The sequence below is a fragment of the Geobacter grbiciae genome, assembly GCF_018531165.1.
In the GTDB taxonomy this organism is placed as follows: domain Bacteria; phylum Desulfobacterota; class Desulfuromonadia; order Geobacterales; family Geobacteraceae; genus Geobacter; species Geobacter metallireducens.
Genome location: NZ_JAHDIW010000013.1, coordinates 69,622 through 87,417, shown reverse-complemented (window position 1 = coordinate 87,417; position 17,796 = coordinate 69,622). Strand labels below are relative to the sequence as shown.

The following is a 17,796-nucleotide window of genomic DNA, read 5'->3' as shown; positions in this document are numbered from 1 at the left end:
CACATGCAATAAACAGTTGCATTTTCATAGATTTACCTCCCGCAATAACGAGATAAAAAACAATCTGCGGAAATATCCTTGAATCCCCCGACCTATTACGGTATTATGGTACCACTTTTACCAAGAGGATCATTCAAGCACGGAAAATATTTTTGGGCTATCTCGCACACCGGGCCAGAGAAAGAGCGCCGGCCCGGTTCCAGATGCGAGTGCCGGCAAGGTCACGAATGAGCGATCAATTATCCATCCGTAACGCAAAGCCAAGCGATCTCAACGATGTAATCTCCTTGGATACCGTCACTTCCAAGACGGAAAAGGCTGATTACTGGCGCGGGATATTTGACCGTTTTGTTACCGGCGGCAAAAGCGATCGGATCTTCCTCGTGGCAGAATCGAACGGCAGGGTTGTCGGATTCATTGCCGGCGAGGTTCGCGCCTGGGAATTCGGGTCACCACCCTGCGGGTGGGTGTTTGCCATTGCCGTTTCGCCGAAAGCGCGTGAGGGAGGCATCGGCCGGCGCATGTTCGACGAAATATCCGCCCGCTTGAAACAGGCCGGGGTCACCACGGTACGCACCATGGTTGATCGCGATAACAAGTTGACCTTGTCCTTCTTTCGCAGCATGGGCTTACGGACGGGCAGGTATATCGAGCTGGAGAAACCGCTCGACTGACCGAAAGGTTGCCGGCTGCCCTCTGCAATACAAAGTGCATGGCAAAACTCCACATACGTTTCACCCTGGAGAGGGAATACCATGAGACTCAATAAAGCCAGCCTTTTCGCCCTATTTGCCGTACTGGAACTGGCCAGCGACCCTGAGCGGCAGTTGTCGACCGGCGAGATCGCTTCCAAATACGGCGTATCTCCCCATCATCTCGCAAAAATCATGCGCGACCTGGTCCACGAAGGACTGGTACAGGCAGTACGCGGCGTTGGCGGCGGCTATCGGTTTTCGGGCAACATTCAGCGAACGACGTTGCTGGATATAATCCAGATGTTCGAAAATATGGAATCCGAGCTTGATGTGCCCCACGGAAGCCCTTTAGACGTCCCGATACTTGCGGAGCTAAAGAGCATCGCGAACGAAATCGACGACCTCACCAAAGCAGTTCTGGACACAATCACCCTGGAAACCGCCCTGAAGGGCGCACGCCAGCGGGCTGAGATCAAAACCCAGAACAGCTGAACCCTTTGCCTCAACGAACGATCCGGCACCGTCCCGTCAATCGTTTACCTCCCTGCCCCGCCCCTTCTTCGGTACAGCAGCCTTTCCCCTCCACTCCCCGGCACATCCATGCCGGCGGCCGAGCCTCGCGCAACCTCCTCCCATTGCGGGGAGACGAGATGGCTTTTGCACGAGGCTCGGCTGCCTGTTTCACACCTACCATTGACCGCCAGGACGCTCCCTTAGTCAGGATATGTACGCTGCCAGGGCAATGGTAAGGAGCATGGTTTCGGCCGAATCGGAGCGGGACGTGAGCACGATCGGCGCTTTCGCCCCCATCACCGCGGTGGCGATCCGCTGCTGGGTGTAGTAGACCAGGCATTTGCGCAGGGGATTGGCTGAGAGGAGGTTGGGGGCCATGATGATATCCGCCTGGCCGGCCACCTCGCCTTTGATCTTCTTGTACTTGGCCGCCTCCATGGATATGGCGTTGTCAAAGGCCAGCGGCCCCTCGACAAGACACCCTTCGATCTGGCCCCGCTCCGCCATCTTGCTCAAGGCCGCAGCCTCGATGGTATCGGGCATGGCCGGATTGACCACCTCGACGGCCGAGATGACCGCCACCTTCGGCAATGTGTTTCCCAGCTTGTGGGCCAGACCGACGGCGTTTTCGATGATCTGTTTCTTCTCGTCCAGGGTCGGCTGGACGTTGATGGCACAATCGGTGAGGAAACGGAAACCACCTCCCGGTGCGTCCACTATCTTTTCGTAGATGGTGATCTCGCTGATTACCCTGTTGTCGTTCAGCCCCTTCTGCTTGTCCAGAATTGCCCGCATGAAGGTGGCGGTGGGAAGGTTCCCCTTCATGATGGCGTTGGCGCTGCCCACAACCACCAGCCTGACCGCCTCTTCCGCTGCATCCTTCTGATTCGGGATGTTGATTATGTTGATGAGATTCGAATCAAAGCCGGCCTCGGCCGACATGGTCTTTATCTTCCCCTCGTCGCCGACAAGGATGAACTCGGCCAGTTTCGCCTCCAGCGCCTGCTTGACCAGCTTCATCACCGTCGTCCCCTCCGGGGATACGATGGCGATTTTCTTCTTCGGCTTTTCCTGAACGGCAGCGATCAGTTCATCGAATGATTTAAGCATGTCTACTCTCCTTTTGAATTGAAATCCCTCTCCCTCCCCGCACCTACGGGACCGGCGGCAACGGCACCCATCGTACTTTTTGTAAAATACTGTTTTGCAATTATCAGTCCATTTACACAGCGCAATTCCAGCAGCAAAATCATTCGCCAGCATGCTGTAATTATTGGTTGTTATTTTTTCTGAAAAACCAGTCTTGTTACGACTAGTTACGACCTGGACCGGCTGCGGACACACGAAGGAGGGCATAAGCGGATCAGGCAAGCGATCATGGAGGTAACCGGGCTTGATGCATTGATCGGCGAGCAAAGGCAAGGCATTTGATCATATGATCAAATAATCATGTAACCGTGTTTTATCGTTTAATCAATTAATAAGAAAGTTCGTTCTGATTACGGACAGGTTAGCCCTGCCTGCCCCATGGTCAGGCAGTGCCCCCTATTCCCGCCACCTCTCCTTCATGCAGCCGGTTCAATCGGTAGGCAAACTGTCGCCGGGTCAGGCCGAGTTTCCTGGCAGCCGAGGCAAGATTGCCGCCGGTCTTGCTCACAGCGGTTTCAATCAACATGGCCTCCAGCTGATCCAGCGTCATGGCGCCACTAAAAACCATCTCACAAATTTCTTCAGCACCTTTCCCGCGGCTGCCGTTAAGATCGCCATTGCCGTCGAGCCCGAGTTCATGGGCATGCTCGTCGCCGCTGGCCGAAAACATATGCTCCAGCTCGATGCGGGTGCCGCTTGGGGCAAGAATGACGCCACGCTCAATCATGTTCTGCAGTTCGCGAATGTTGCCCGGCCAGGGATAGGCCAGGAGCGCACGCTTGGCCTTATCGGTGAAGCCGCGCAGCTTCTTGCCGTGGATCGCGGAATATTTTTCCAGGAAACGTCGGGCAAGCAGTGAAATATCCTCCTTGCGCTCCCTGAGAGGGGGGATGTTGATCTGGAAGGCATTGAGCCGATAATAGAGGTCCGACCGGAACCTCCCCTCCTGGACCAGTTGCTTCAGATCGATGTTGGTCGCTGCCACCAAGCGCACATTGACCTTACGGGTTTTATGGTCGCCGACGCGTTCGAGCTCACCTTCCTGCAAGACACGCAAGAGCTTGGCCTGCGCCGAAAGGGGCAAATCACCCACCTCGTCGAGAAACAAAGTACCGCCGTTCGCCCGTTCGAAGCGCCCGGCACGGGCCGTTACTGCCCCGGTATAGGCACCCTTTTCAACGCCGAACAACACTACTGTCCGGTAAAGTTTGAATGTACTTCTGTAACGGTTTGATTCTTATGGCTCTTTGACACAATTGTTCTTTTTTCGATTTGAATTCGTTTCGGATGCTACCTTCCTGACTTCACAGGAGGGTGGCGATGCAATCCGGCAAAACGGTTTTCAAGCAGCTTTTGCAGTTTTTGCCTCGGTACGAATTCAATCTCTGTGTCAGCCGATACCGAGGGGAGCACAGGGTCAAGAAGTTCTCAACCTATGACCAGTTCCTCTGCCTGGGATACGCCCAGATGGCCGGTCGCGAGAGTTTGCGGGATATCGAAACCTGCCTGAACTCTCATCAGGAGAAGCTTTACCACATCGGTTTCCGTGGTGACGTCTCCCGGACGACTCTTGCCGATGCCAACGAACGCAGGGATTGGCGCATCTTTCAGGACTTCGGCCACGTTCTGATCCGCATGGCGCAAAAGGAGTATCAGAGCGATTCGATTGCAGTCGAGCTTGCTCAACCTCTGTACGCCTTCGACTCGACAACCATTGACCTGTGCCTTTCCCTGTTTCCCTGGGCCGATTTCCGTAAGACCAAGGCAGCGGTCAAGATGCACACGCTCATTGATCTGCGCGGGCCAATCCCGACCTGGGTGGCCATAACCACCGGCAAGGTCCACGATGTCAGGATGCTGGATCATCTGCCGGTTGAAAAGGATACCTTCTATGCGATGGACAGAGGCTATGTCGACTTCGCTAGGCTGCACGCCATTCACCAGCAGGGGGCCTTCTTTGTCGTTCGCGCCAAGGACAATCTGAAGTGCAAGCGGCTGTATTCCAATCCGAAGGACAAAGAAACAGGCGTGCGGGCAGACCAGATCATCACCCTGGTAACTCAGAAGTCGAAAAAAGGCTATCCGGAAAAGCTGCGCCGGGTCAGCTTTGTTGACAAGGAACGGAACAAACGATTGGTGTTTCTCACGAACAACTTCGAGATCCCCGCAGAGACTGTAGCTGCGGTCTATAAGCAGCGTTGGCAGGTGGAGCTGTTTTTCAAATGGATCAAGCAGCACCTGCGGATCAAGTCGTTCATCGGGACATCGGTCAATGCGGTAAAGAGTCAGATATGGGTAGCCTTGTGCATCTATCTGCTGGTGGCGATCACCAAGAAGAAACTCGGCATCCCGTGCTCGCTCTACACTTTTCTACAGATTCTCGAGGTCAATCTGTTCGAGAAAAAGCCCATTTCATCGCTGGTTGCGGAAGCTCTTAAGCGAAATCCCGACAACCCTAACAGCAACCAGCTGAATTTGTTTAACTATTAACCGGACAGTAGTGGCCGAACAACTCGGATTCCACCAGATCATGGGGAATTGCCGCACAGTTTATGGCGATGAAAGGTTCTTTGTTGCGGGCACCGCTGGCGTGGAGGGTGCGGGCGAACACCTCCTTGCCGACGCCGGTCTCCCCCAGGAGCAGCACCGTAATCTGGCTTTTGGCCGCCTGTTGGAGCAGATCATAGGCCGCCCGAAAGACCTTTGAATTGCCGACAACGTCTGAGGGGAGCTTTTCCTTTCTGTTTATGGCGGAGCGGAGCTGTACCACCTGGGTCTGCAAGTCAATGAGCTGCTCGGCAATGGACTCCCGGCTGAAAAGACGCGCATAGTCACGTGCGTCATCCCATTCATCAATCGGCTTGCCGATGATGCGGCAATGATTATCCCCCATTCCTATGCATTCCACTTCCTTGTACAAAATCGGTCGTCCCATGAAGGCCGTCGAGTAGCCGCAGGCGTAGCCGATCTGACTCCAGCAGACCGGGTCGGAACAGGCTCCATAGTGGCGCTTGTGCCATTGGCCTTCCCATGAGTTTTCCCAGATAAACTCGCCGTAGAAGCTTCCTGTGGCTCGATCAAAGTCGACCTTGACCGTAATGACATTGGCTTCTCCCTCCAGCTTATGAAGCATCGGTCCGGTCATAAAGAGTTCCACATCCGTTGCACCCTCAACGCGCGTACAGACGAGTTCAGCATCGTGCATGCCGGCCGCGTACCCCATGCGTGTGAGAAGCCCCTGCACGCGCTCTATGCCGAGCGTATCAATCAGCTCCCTCCGCAGAGTGGCCTGCGCCTCGGCATGCACCAGGAGCATGCGATGCTCGTGCAGCCAGATATTCCCCGATTCCCTGCAGAAATGCACCCGTCCGAGGAGATCACCGTCCGTCAATGTGCAGCCAGATTTATCGGAACGTCGCTGTTTAGTCATTTTTCCACCTCACCGCAAATTGGTACCAGAATCATCTTTTGAACCGTCATTTCATAACGATATTTTATTATCATTGTTTAATCTAGCAGATTGTCAGATGAACCAGTTTCGTACCATGCAAAAACGTCGTTATACAGATTACATGCACATGACAAATATGTCACGGCGAAATCCACCACACTGCCCGCCTCTCACCCAAACCAGGGACAACAAACTACCGCCAATTCTCCGTTCCGTCGCATTATGCGCCGTTACCGCGGTGCCATGGCAAACAGTATCCCCGCCACGAATTGACAAAATTGTCCAATTCCCGGACGAGTAAACGAGAATAGTTACAAAATGGTCAACTGCCGAATACAGAGGCCTGATCGCCACTGCCGATTCAGCCCGGGCTTCTTGCAGGCAATTTACGAAGCGCGCAAATCGCTCATTAGCCAGATAAAACAGCCTTGTTCGCTCAACACAATCGATAGACCTGGGCGCCCCACTCATTGCAAAACACTGTTTGGCACAGAGCATGCTCATACCCCTCCCAAATGTCCCACTCACCACAAACCAGAACCTTCGTCAACGGCAACGAGGCCTCGCATCACTAACCATGGAGCATCAACGAACATTCGGGAGACACGCGATGAAATTTCCAAAACCACATGATGTCGGGACAATCCCTGGAACAGAAGGTTGGGAGAGGATGTATCCGTACCAGTATCAGTTCGTCACTGATGACCCGGAACGGATGACTTACGAAGCGCAATCCTTCTGGTTTTATGATGGACTCCACTATCCCGAACCGATCTACCCCTTCGACACGATCTGGGATGAGGCCTGGTACCTGGGGTTGTCCCAGTACAACAACCGCATCTTCCAGGTGCCGCCGGTGCGTGGCGTCGACCACCGGATCATCAACGGCTACGTGTATATCTCGCCGGTTCCGGTAACAGACCCGGAAGAGGTAGGGAGCCGCGTACCCAACTTCATGGAACGCGCCGGCTACTACTACAAAAACTGGAATGAGCTGGAGGCCAAGTGGGAACTGAAGATGAAGGGGATCATCAAGCAGATCGAAGAACTGCCGATCCCCAGCCTCCCCGATCTTGAAGATATCAGTGTGGTCACGGAAGGAATCGGCGAATCAAAGGGATTTCATCTGATCAAAGCCTACGACGACCTGATCAACCTGGGTATCCAGTGCTGGCAGTACCACTTCGAATTCCTCAACCTCGGCTATGCCGCCTACGTCTTTTTCCTCGATTTTGTGCAGAAGCTGTTCCCGAGCATCCCGCTGCAGCGGGTGACCCAGATGATCGCCGGTATCGACGTGATCATGTACCGCTCCGACGACGAGCTGAAAAAACTGGCCAAGAAAGCCATCGAACTGGGGGTTGACCTGATCCTGACCACCTTCGGGGAGTGGCAGGATGCCGAGACCGCGCTGAAGGCGCATCCGAAAGGCAGGACCTGGCTGGATGCCCTGGAAGAGGCCCGGTATCCCTGGTTTCACGTCTCCACCGGCACCGGCTGGTCCCACAGCGACAAGTCGTGGAACGACGACCTGAACATTCCGCTTTCCGGCATCGCCACCTACATCAATCAGCTCAGGCAGGGGATGGACATAGAACGGCCAATGGAAAAGGTACGAGCCGAACGGGACAGGATCACCGAGGAGTACCGCGACCTCATTACATCGGACGAGGACCGCAAGACCTTCGACGAACTGCTCGGCACCGCCAAGACGGTCTTCCCCTATGTGGAGAACCACCTCTTCTATGTCGAGCACTGGTTCCATACCGTGTTCTGGAAAAAGATGCGCGAAGTGGCGGCCATAATGAAGGATCACGGCATGTTCGAGGACGTGGAGGATGTCTGGTATCTGCGCCGGGATGAGATCAAGCAGGGGTTGTGGGACATGGTCACCGCCTGGGCAACCGGCGTCAAGCCCCGGGGCACTGCGGTATGGCCCAAGGAGATCGCCTGGCGCAAAGGGGTGATGAAAAAGTTCCAGGAGTGGAGTCCGCCGCCGGCCGTCGGCATCCCCCCCGAAGTGATCCGGGAGCCGTTCACCATCGTGCTCTGGGGGGTCACCAACTCCTCCATCTCGGACTGGTCCGAAGTACAGGACATCTCCGATCCGGACAGCATCACCACCCTGAAAGGTTTCGCCGGCAGCCCCGGCGTGGTGGAGGGGAAAGCCCGGGTCTGCCGCAGCGCGGACGACATCCGCCTGCTGCAGGAGGGAGAAATCCTGGTGGCCCCCACCACCTCGCCCTCCTGGGCACCGGCCTTTGCCAGGATCAAGGGGGCAATCACCGATGTGGGGGGAGTCATGAGCCACGCGGCAATCGTCTGCCGTGAATACGGCATGCCGGCGGTGGTCGGCACCGGCCACGCGACGAAGATCATCCGGACCGGCATGATGCTCCGGGTCGACGGCGCCACCGGCGTCGTCACCATAGACCGCTGAGGAAACCGGACAGAGGAGGCAAAGGACATGAGCACTGCAGTGAACATGCATGACAAAAGGTGGGGAAACAAGTACGGAACCGTCCGTTCGGCAGGGAAGGACACGCCGCTGGTCTGCTGGTTCGAGGAGTGCCGGAAGGATTCGGTCCCCTTGGTGGGAGGAAAGTGCTCATCACTCGGCGAGTTGATCAACGCCGGCGTGCGGGTCCCTCCCGGCTTTGCGCTCACCACCGAGGGGTATCGCCGCTTCATGACCGACGCCGGGATCGACCGGGAGATTCAATCCATGGTGTCCGGTCTCGACGCCGGTGACATGGGGGCACTGGAGAATACCAGCGGGGCGATCCGGGAAATGATCGAGGCCCACCCCTTCTCCGCCGAGATAGAAGACCTGGTGGCGGAGAGATACCGCAAGCTGGCGGTGCGCTCATGCCTGCCGGCGGTGCCGGTGGCGGTCCGCTCCAGCGCCACGGCCGAGGACCTGCCCGGCGCAAGCTTTGCCGGCCAGCAGGACACCTACCTCTGGGTCCGCGGTGCGGACGAGGTGCTGCACAACATGCGGCGCTGCATCTCCAGCCTCTACACCGGCCGGGCCATCGCCTACCGTATCAACCAGGGGTATGCCGACGAGCAGGTGGCGATCAGCGTGGGGGTGCAGAAGATGGCCAACTCGTTCACCGCCGGGGTGATGTTCACCCTTCATCCGGGCAACGGCGACCGCTCGGTGATCGTCATCGACTCCAACTACGGGTTCGGCGAGTCGGTGGTTTCGGGGGAAGTGACCCCGGACAACTTCGTGGTCAACAAGATCACCCTGGATATCCTGGAGCGGACCATTTCACAGAAGGAGATCTACTACACGGTGGACCAGAAGACCCAGGTGTCCCGCCCCATCGAGGTCCCGTTCGAGCGGCAGAAGGTACAGTCGCTCATGGACGACGAGATCACCGAACTGGCCAAGATGGGAAAGCTGATCGAAAAACATTACGGCCGCCCCATGGACATCGAATGGGCGGTGGATAAGGACCTCCCCTTCGGCGGCAACATCTTCATCCTGCAGGCGCGCCCGGAAACGGTCTGGAGCCAGAAACAGCAACCGCCGGGAGCTGCCAGGGGCGGCGCTTCGGCCATGGACTACATCCTGGCCAGCATGCTGGAAGGGAAGCGGCTGAACTAACCCCTCGGGAGCCACGGTTGCTTCACAAACCCAACAGATAAGGAGGCAGTATGAGCACAACACAGCTTAAAGTGAAAGAGATCAACGAAGAACTCGACTCGCGGCCCGCGGTACCCCCCATCAACGACATTCGCAGCTACATCGCAGCCCTGGAAGCTCATGGGGTACTCCACCGCGTCAAGGCTGAGGTGGACTGGAAATTCGAACTTGCCCACATCTCCAAGGTGAACGAAGAGCAGAAGGGGCCGGCATTGCTCTATGAGAACGTCAAGGGGAACACCATCCCGGTTTTCACCAGTGCCTTCACCACCCCCGAACGTATCGCCATCTGCCTGGAACAGGACCCGTCACTCACCATGTGCCAGCTTTCCCGGAAATGGATGGAGCTGACCACCAAGCAGATGATCAAGCCGACCTTTGTCAAGAATCCGCCGGTCATGGAAAACATCATTGAAGAAAAAGATGTGGACCTGGAAAACTTCCCCGCACCCTGGTTCTATCCCGATGATGGCGGCCGTTTCTTCGGCACCTCCGGTTACCTGGTGACCCAGGACCCGGATACGGGCTGGACAAACCTGGGCACCTATCGTTCCCAGATCCTGGGCAAGAACATCCTCGGCTCCCAGATCATCAGCGGCAAGCACGGCGACTTCCACATGAAAAAGTACCAGGAGCGGGGCGAGAAGATGCCTGTCGCCTACGTGGTGGGGGGCGATCCCATACTGTTTTTGGCCTCCTCCACCCTGGTCAGCGCCCAGACCGATGAGTACGACGTGGGGGGCGCCCTGCGCGGCCGTCCAATCGAAGTATTCAAGTCGGATCTTACGGGACTGACTCTGCCGGCCAACGCCGAGATCATCGTCGAAGGGTGGATGGATCCCGAGGAGTTGATGGAAGAAGGGCCGTTCGGCGAGTACACCGGCTATTACTCGGGCAACAAGATGAAGGACTATCCCAAGCCGGTCATCCGCGTGAAACGGATCATCCATCGCAACAAGCCGATCTTCTGGTCAACCACGGTCGGCAAGCCGATCAATGACACCCACATGGTCCAGTCCATCAACCGTACGGCCACCCTGTGGCACGACCTGGAAACCATGAAGGTGCCGGGAATCCAGAGTGTCTACTTCCCCGCTGCGGCCACCGGCCGTTTCTGGGTCGTCGCCTCGGTCAAGCAGATGTACCCGGGGCACTCGAACCACGTGGCCGATGCCATCAACGGCAGCACCACCGGTCACTACGGCGTCAAGGGGATCATCATCGTCGACCATGACATAGCCGCCGACGACATGGATCGTGTCTGGTGGGCGCTGGCCGTACGTTTCGATCCGAAACGCTCAACCCAGATCATCACTCGCGGCCGCTCTACCCCGCTCGACCCGGGCCTCCCCATCGAGGCGCGCGATGTGGTCAGCCGCATCATCCTGGATGCCACCATACCATACGAGTGGAAAAACAAGCCGAACGAGATTTTCATGGACCGGACGGTGCTGCAGAAGGTTTCCGACCGCTGGAACGAATACGGCTTCACCGGCGCAAGCCCGGTCGCCGAGATGATCCCGCGTCTCACCCGGCCGGAAGTGAAGAAAAAATAGGATATCCAAGCACTCCCTCCCCCCTGGCGGGGGAGGGGGGACGTTCCGATCCCAAAGGAGTAGACACCATGGCCCAGAAAAAGGGAATCGTCATCATCTGCAACCTGGACACCCGGGGCGAGGACATCATTTTCGTGAAACAGCTGATCGAGGCGCGGGGACATAGGGCCTATTTTCTCGATTTCAGCATGGAGGAACCCCCTCCCTTCCCGGGCGATATCACCTGCGAGCAGGTGGCCGAGCGCGGCGGCATGACCATTGAGGCAGTGCGCGAATGCTACCGCTCCGACCGTGACCGGGCGATGGAAAACCAGATCAGGGGCGCCAGCTCGATCGTCGCCGACATGATGAAAGAAGGAAAGATCCAGGGAGTCTTCGGCGTTGGCGGCGGGACATCATCGCTCGTCGGCACCAGCGTCATGAAAGGGGTCCCTTTCGGGATCCCGAAGCTCATGGCCTCCCCCATGGCGGCGCATCCGTCCTACGTGGGGAAGTACGTGGGGACCCACGACATCACCATGCACCATACGGTGCTCGACGTCGTGAAAATGAACCCGCTCCTGAAGGCGCAGATCACCAATGCGGTCGGCGCCATCTGCGGCATGGTCGAGATGACCCAGGGAACAAACATCACGTTTGACAAGCCATGCGTTGCCATCTCCTCCTTCGGCTTCGGCGAAATGGCGGTGCAGACCGCCCTCGGCATGCTGGATGAGGCCGGTTTCACCCCTATCGTCTGTCATGCGCAGGGAAAGGGGGACAAGGCAATGGAGGATATGATCCGTGCCGGCGCCTTCCATGGCGTGCTGGACATCTGCACCGGCGGCATAGTCGAAAACCTCTTCAAGGGGAACCGGGACCCGGGGCCCGACCGGCTGATGGCAGCGGTGGAGAGCGGCATACCCATGGTGCTGGCCCCCTGCGGCCTCGACATCCTCTCCTACGGCGGCCGCCCCGACATGCTGGAGAAGACTAAAGACCGGCCCCAGTACGTGCAGGACTCCCTGAGGGTCCAGGTACGCACCACCGCCGACGAACTGCGCCAGGCCGCCGACGTGATTGCCGAACGGCTCAACCGGGCCAACGGGGAGTGGACCTTCCTGATCCCTCTGAAAGGGTGGTCGTCCCAGGACCTTGAAGGACGGATCATCTACGATCCGGCCGCCGATGCCGCCTTCGTTGCCCGGCTGAAAGAAAAACTGGATGAACCGGAGCGGGTCAAGGAAGTCGACCTGCACCTCTACACGAAGGAATTCGCCCGGGTCGCCGTCGACGAGTTCGTGCGGCTGTACGAGGGAACGCCGGCCCAGGCAGTGGCCGGTTAAAAAGGAGAGTGCGCGATGATAGTCCGCAACTGGATGCAGAACAACCCTCTGACGATTTCGAGCGACACCCTGGCCTCGGAAGCAAAGCGGCTGCTTCTCGACAACAACCTGAATGCCCTGCTCGTCGTGGACAATGGACGTTTGCGCGGCCTGGTGACGCGGCACAACGTGATGCGCATGGGGCACTATGTCACGCGCACCCAGAATCCGGACGAGGTCAGTTTTTTCGTCAACCGGCTCAAGGTCAGGGACTTCATGGTCCGCAATCCGGCCACCGTGGATGCGAACGACACCATGGAACACTGCCTTGAATACGGCAAGGAGCTGATGGTGGCCCAGTTTCCCGTCATGGAAAACGGTTCGGTGGTGGGAATCATATCCGCCAACGAGATCTTCCTGCTGGCGGCCCATCTGTGCGGGACCATGGAAGCGGAGAAAATGCGGAAAGCGCAGTGACGCCGGAACCCGGTCCGGACGTCTCGCGGGATTATCCCGCCACCCCGTCAACGACAAACGGAGAAAGGAGCAAGACCATGAGCCTTCCATTGGTAGTGGCAATCACCGGCGCAACAGGCGTGATCTACGGGGTGGAGATGCTGAACGTGCTGAAGGAACTGGGGCAGGAGACCCATCTCATCGTCAGCGAGGCCGCCAGCAAGAACCTGGAGATCGAGACGTCGTACTCGCTTGACGAGGTCAGGTCACTGGCCGACGTGGTGTATGACAACAAGGATATCGGCGCCTCGGTGGCCAGCGGCTCGTTCCGCACCCGCGGCATGATCGTGGCGCCCTGCACGGTAAAAACGCTTTCGGCCATTGCCAACTCGTTCACCTACAACCTGGTGATACGCGCCGCCGATGTGACGCTGAAAGAACGGCGACCCCTGGTGCTCATGGTGCGCGAAACGCCCTTGCACAAGGGGCACCTGGAGCTCATGTCGCGCGCCACCGACTGCGGCGCCCAGATATTGCCGCCAATGCCGGCCTTCTACCACAAGCCGGAGTCGATCATGGACATCGTTCACCAGAGCATCGGCAAGGCTCTGGACCAGGTGGGGATCGAGCACAACCTCTTCAAGCGCTGGCACGGGAACAACCGGAAGGAGCAGGTCCGGGAGTCCCTCAGGATCGCCAACTGAGCCACATCCAGGGACTGTGGGGGCAGACCATGAACCGTGACAAGACAATACTCATCATCAATCCCGGCTCCACGTCGACGAAGATCGGCATCTTCTCGGCAGGCGAGATGAAAATCAACGTGTCGGTCAGGCATGACGACGCGGAGCTGAGGAAGTTTCCCACCATCTGGGACCAGTACGATTACCGCAAGGACGCCCTCCTCGGGTTCCTGAGGGACCACCATCTCGCCATGGATGACATCGACGCCATCGCCTGCCGCGGCGGCAACGTCAAGCCGCTCCCCGGCGGCATCTACCGGGTCTGCCCGCGGATGATCGCCGACATGAAGAGCGGCATCTACGGCGGCCACCCGATTAACGTGGGGGGGCTCGTGGCCTTCGATCTGGGGAACCAGTACGGCATCCCGGTCCTGACCGCCGATCCTCCCATGACCGACGAGCTCTGCGCCTCGGCCCGCTACTCCGGGATTCCCCAGCTCACGAGGACGAGCAGCTTCCACGCCCTGAACCAGAAGGCCACTGCCCGCAGAATCGCGGCGGAACTGGGGAAACGGTACGATGAGGTGAACCTGATCGTCGCCCACTTGGGGGGCGGCATCTCGGTGGGGGCACACCAGAAGGGGAAGATCGTCGACGTGAACAACGCGCTGGACGGAGACGGCCCCTTCTCGCCGGAGCGGGCCGGGACACTGCCGGCCGGCGACCTGGTCAAACTCTGCTTCAGCGGCGAGTACACGAAGACGGAGGTGCTAAAGCTCCTGACCGGCGGCGGAGGGCTGTACGCCTATCTGGGTACCACCAACGTGATCGAGATCGAGAAGCGGATCACGGCGGGCGACGGGAAGGCGGCCGAGGTGTTCGAGGCGATGATCTACCAGGTGGCCAAGGAGATCGGCGCCTGCGCGGCCGTGCTGGAGGGGAAGGTGGACGCCATCGCCCTCACCGGGAGCCTGGTCTATTCTCAAAGGCTCCTGGAGAGCCTGAAGAGGAAGATCGCCTTCATCGCCCCGGTCCATCTGAACCCCGGCGAGAACGAGATGGAGGCCCTGGCCGACGCGGCGATGCGCTACTTCAGCCAGGAAGAAGAGCTGTCTGTGTACGCCGCCTGACCGGTTGCAACGGGCGGCAATCAATTCACTATCTACGAGAAAGAGGATTAATCATGAAACGGTTCTCCCGCCGCTGGCTGTTGTCCCTATCTGGCATCGCTCTTGTCGTATTTCTGCTCTCCGCCCCCATGACGTGGGCCGGCGGAGGGCAGCACTATCCGAACGGAGTCGAAGACTTCGCCGTGGGGGCACTTCCCCCTCCCGGCGTCTATCTCGTGAATTACCTGCTGCTCGTCCAGAAAAACAGCATCCGGGACAATTCCGGAAACAGCGTGCCGGCGGATTTCAAGGCTGATGTGCTGGCCGAGGTCCCCCGACTCATCTACGTCAGTCCGTTCAAGCTGTTGGGAGCCAACTGGGGCGCCCACGTCTTTCTTCCCTTCTACCACGCCGATGTGAAAAGCAGTTCGGCCATCCCCCCGCTCAATTTCGATTCCCGCGACACGGGGATGGGGGACCTCATCTTCAGCCCCCTCATCCTTGGCTGGCACTTGAGCCCCTCGCTCCATGCCGTCTTTGCGCTGGACACCTGGGCCCCCACCGGGGACTATGACAAGAACCGGCCAGCAACCCAGATCCTCTCCAGGAACCACTGGACCTTCGAACCGGTCGTGGCGGTCTCATACCTCAAGGAGGGTTTCGACGTCTCCGCCAAGCTCATGTACGACTTCAACACCAGAAACAGCGACACCGGCACCGACCCCGGCCAGGAATTCCACATTGACTGGGCAGTGGGCTATGGACTCAGCAACGGGCTGAGCGGAGGCGTAGTCGGCTACAACTACTGGCAGACCACTGACGACAAGGTCAACGGGGCCACGGTCGAGGACGCAAACAGCAGGGTGGGAGGCATCGGCTTCGGCATCAAGTACTGGCCAAAACAGGGGCCATTCAGCATGACCTTCAAGCAGTACTGGGAGTATGGCGCCCGTAATATCGCCACCGGCCCCCAGACCCAGTTCAAAATCTCCTACGCATTCTGACCCCCCGTGTCAGGAGCGGCTCTGACGCGGCTGATCAATTTCAACGGTTCCGAAGAGGGACAAGGCACGCCCATGCGGGAAATGTCGAAAATTTACGAACATATCTACGACCTGGCCAAGCCTCATCTGAATACCCGGAACAACGATATTCATACCGAGGTAGCCTATCGTTTTGCCCTGCGGTTGCTCGAGGATGAGCCGGGCGATCCCGACGTGGCCATCCCGGCCATCATCTGTCACGACATCGGGTGGATAAAGCTCCCGGAAGCGTTGCACTCGAAGGCATTTGGACCGGGATTCGATCCTGATCTGCGGCGGATTCACGAGGTCGAAGGGGTCGAACTGGCCCGGGAAATTCTGAGATGCGTGGATTATGACCCGCAAAAAAGCCGCGAGATCCTGGAAATTATCGATGGTCACGACTCTCGCCTGGAGGCGATCTCCGACAGCGACAAGATCGTGAAGGATGCGGACAAACTGTGGCGCGTTACGGCCGAGGGGCTGGCAATCGATGCCGATTGGTTCCGGCAGGAACCCGAGGAACACCTGCACTGGACGGCGGCGCAGGTCGATTCCTGGTTTTTCACCGGAACCGGCAGGCAACTGGCCTGGGCAGCGTTGGAAAAGGCGGGATATTCACCGTGACCACGCTTCATTGCAGTGGGGGATTCCATGGCCGACACAGAGCAGCATCTGGAAGAGATGCTTCGGCTGGCAAATTTCACCATTGAGCGAACCGGCACCCCTATTGTCTGGGTGGACTCCACGACCCGTTTTGCACGGGTAAACGACGCAGCATGCCGGTGTTTCGGTTACTCGCCCGATGAATTCATCCGCCTGACTGCCCAGGACATCGCCCCGGGGATCCCCACGGAATTGTGGCCGCAGCACTGGGCAGAGCTGAAGTGGATGCAATTTCGCACCTTTTCGGATCATTTCAGAAAACGCTCCGGGGAGAAATTCCCGGTAGAGGTCGAGGAAAACTTCATCCGGTTCGAAGGGAGGGAATACTCCTGCAGCTTCATCAAGGACATGACCCAGCATTTCCAGACCCAGGAAGCCCTGAGGCGGGCCCTGGACGAGGTGCAAACGCTCAAAAACCGTCTGGAAGCCGAAAACGTCTACCTGATGAACGAGATCAAACTCTCCCACAACTTCGATGAAATAGTCACCGGCAATCCCATCTTCATGAAGGCCCTGCAGCTCGTTGAACAGGTTGCCCCCACCGATGCGTCCGTACTTATCCTCGGAGAAACAGGCGTCGGCAAGGAGCTCATCGCCCGCGCCATCCACAACCTGAGCAACCGCCGTGATCGCCCCCTCATCCGGCTCAACTGCGCCGCATTGCCGGCAACGCTCATGGAAAACGAACTTTTCGGCCACGAAAGAGGAGCCTTCACGGGAGCGAACTGCCGCAAACCCGGCAAGTTCGACCTGGCTGACGGGGGGACCCTTTTTCTCGACGAGGTGGGTGATCTCCCCATGGAGTTGCAGAGCAAGCTTCTGCGCGTCTTGCAGGAAGGAGAATTCGAGCGGCTCGGCGGCGCTGAAACGATAAAGGTCAATGTACGCATCCTGGCCGCGACCCATGTGGATTTGAAAGCCCTGCTTGCCGAGGGGCGGTTTCGCAGCGACCTGTACTATCGCCTCAATGTCTTTCCGATCCAATGCCCTCCCCTCAGGGAACGGAGGGAAGACATCCCCCTCCTGGTCAGGCATTTTGTCAAAGCCTCTTGCGAAAGGAACGGAAAAAGCATCGAGCTTATTCCGCGCCATGTCATGGAGTCACTGGAGGGGTACCTGTGGCCCGGCAATATCCGGGAACTGCAGAACGTTATCGAACGGGCGGTGATCATCAGCCAGGGAAACAAGCTGGAGATCGACTCCCTCCCTAAAATGGTCATAGCCGCCGACGCAACCCCCATCTCACCTCTGGAAGTGACCGAACGGGAACATATCATCCGTGCTCTCGAAACAACGGCATGGCGAGTCGGCGGGCCAAAAGGGGCGGCTGAAATCCTCGGACTGAAACGCACGACCCTCCAGGCGAGGATGCGCAAGCTCGGCATAAACCGGCAGGGTCTGCCAGCCTTGCCGCACGCACACTGATTCTCTCTCCACCTCCCCTTTCAAAATATGTAACCCTTGATTATTGCTCCCTCCGTTAGCGTTGCACGAGCGGACATGCTAAACTTGCAACAGTTGCATGGTCTGCATAAGG

General features: G+C 58.0%; 14 protein-coding genes and 2 pseudogenes. 13 read left to right on the top strand and 3 right to left on the bottom strand.

The window, feature by feature from the left end:
- Window positions 1-227 precede the first annotated feature (227 nt).
- Together KJB29_RS14885 and KJB29_RS14880 are read left to right on the top strand one after the other, a co-directional pair.
- Window positions 228-674, top strand: coding sequence for a GNAT family N-acetyltransferase (locus KJB29_RS14885; protein ID WP_004513108.1), 447 nt, complete (start codon window positions 228-230; stop codon window positions 672-674).
- 81 nt (window positions 675-755) lie between these two features.
- Window positions 756-1,187 (top strand): RrF2 family transcriptional regulator, encoded by a 432-nt coding sequence (locus tag KJB29_RS14880; protein ID WP_215735208.1) that lies wholly within the window; start codon window positions 756-758, stop codon window positions 1,185-1,187.
- A gap of 225 nt (window positions 1,188-1,412) precedes the next feature.
- Here the strand turns inward: KJB29_RS14880 and KJB29_RS14875 are convergent, their stop codons facing one another.
- Window positions 1,413-2,318, bottom strand: coding sequence for a bifunctional enoyl-CoA hydratase/phosphate acetyltransferase (locus KJB29_RS14875; RefSeq protein ID WP_215735207.1), 906 nt, complete (start codon window positions 2,316-2,318; stop codon window positions 1,413-1,415).
- A 421-nt stretch (window positions 2,319-2,739) separates the two neighbouring features.
- Window positions 2,740-3,546: pseudogene (locus KJB29_RS14870) on the bottom strand (sigma 54-interacting transcriptional regulator); the annotation flags it as partial.
- 131 nt (window positions 3,547-3,677) lie between these two features.
- Between KJB29_RS14870 and KJB29_RS14865 the strand changes: the two are divergent.
- Entirely contained in the window at window positions 3,678-4,847 is a 1,170-nt protein-coding gene (locus tag KJB29_RS14865; protein ID WP_215735206.1) for an IS4 family transposase, read from the top strand.
- Between the two features lie 13 nt (window positions 4,848-4,860).
- Here KJB29_RS14865 and KJB29_RS14860 read toward each other — a convergent pair.
- A pseudogene (locus tag KJB29_RS14860) lies at window positions 4,861-5,787 on the bottom strand (XylR N-terminal domain-containing protein); the annotation flags it as partial.
- 598 nt (window positions 5,788-6,385) lie between these two features.
- Between KJB29_RS14860 and KJB29_RS14855 the strand changes: the two are divergent.
- The 10 genes from KJB29_RS14855 to KJB29_RS14810 all read left to right on the top strand — a co-directional run bounded on the left by KJB29_RS14855 (window position 6,386) and on the right by KJB29_RS14810 (window position 17,684).
- The gene (locus KJB29_RS14855) at window positions 6,386-8,248 is read left to right on the top strand and encodes a PEP-utilizing enzyme (protein WP_425514123.1); all 1,863 of its coding nucleotides are present in this window, start codon (window positions 6,386-6,388) and stop codon (window positions 8,246-8,248) included.
- A gap of 27 nt (window positions 8,249-8,275) precedes the next feature.
- Window positions 8,276-9,424, top strand: coding sequence for a PEP/pyruvate-binding domain-containing protein (locus KJB29_RS14850; protein WP_215735204.1), 1,149 nt, complete (start codon window positions 8,276-8,278; stop codon window positions 9,422-9,424).
- 50 nt (window positions 9,425-9,474) lie between these two features.
- Complete coding sequence (ppcB, locus tag KJB29_RS14845; protein ID WP_215735203.1) at window positions 9,475-11,019, top strand: phenylphosphate carboxylase subunit beta; 1,545 nt, start codon at window positions 9,475-9,477, stop codon at window positions 11,017-11,019.
- A gap of 68 nt (window positions 11,020-11,087) precedes the next feature.
- A complete protein-coding gene (locus KJB29_RS14840) occupies window positions 11,088-12,344 on the top strand; it encodes a Tm-1-like ATP-binding domain-containing protein (protein ID WP_215735202.1) in 1,257 nt (418 codons plus the stop codon).
- 15 nt (window positions 12,345-12,359) lie between these two features.
- Complete coding sequence (locus KJB29_RS14835; RefSeq protein WP_215735201.1) at window positions 12,360-12,800, top strand: CBS domain-containing protein; 441 nt, start codon at window positions 12,360-12,362, stop codon at window positions 12,798-12,800.
- Window positions 12,801-12,877: 77 nt separating this feature from the next.
- Entirely contained in the window at window positions 12,878-13,483 is a 606-nt protein-coding gene (locus KJB29_RS14830) for a UbiX family flavin prenyltransferase (RefSeq protein WP_215735200.1), read from the top strand.
- Between the two features lie 29 nt (window positions 13,484-13,512).
- Window positions 13,513-14,592 (top strand): butyrate kinase, encoded by a 1,080-nt coding sequence (buk, locus tag KJB29_RS14825; protein ID WP_215735199.1) that lies wholly within the window; start codon window positions 13,513-13,515, stop codon window positions 14,590-14,592.
- A 53-nt stretch (window positions 14,593-14,645) separates the two neighbouring features.
- Window positions 14,646-15,575 (top strand): SphA family protein, encoded by a 930-nt coding sequence (locus KJB29_RS14820; RefSeq protein WP_215735198.1) that lies wholly within the window; start codon window positions 14,646-14,648, stop codon window positions 15,573-15,575.
- A 72-nt stretch (window positions 15,576-15,647) separates the two neighbouring features.
- Window positions 15,648-16,220: an HD domain-containing protein gene (locus tag KJB29_RS14815; protein WP_215735197.1), complete on the top strand. Its 573-nt coding sequence runs from the start codon at window positions 15,648-15,650 to the stop codon at window positions 16,218-16,220.
- A gap of 27 nt (window positions 16,221-16,247) precedes the next feature.
- Entirely contained in the window at window positions 16,248-17,684 is a 1,437-nt protein-coding gene (locus tag KJB29_RS14810; RefSeq protein ID WP_215735196.1) for a sigma-54 interaction domain-containing protein, read from the top strand.
- Window positions 17,685-17,796 lie beyond the last annotated feature (112 nt).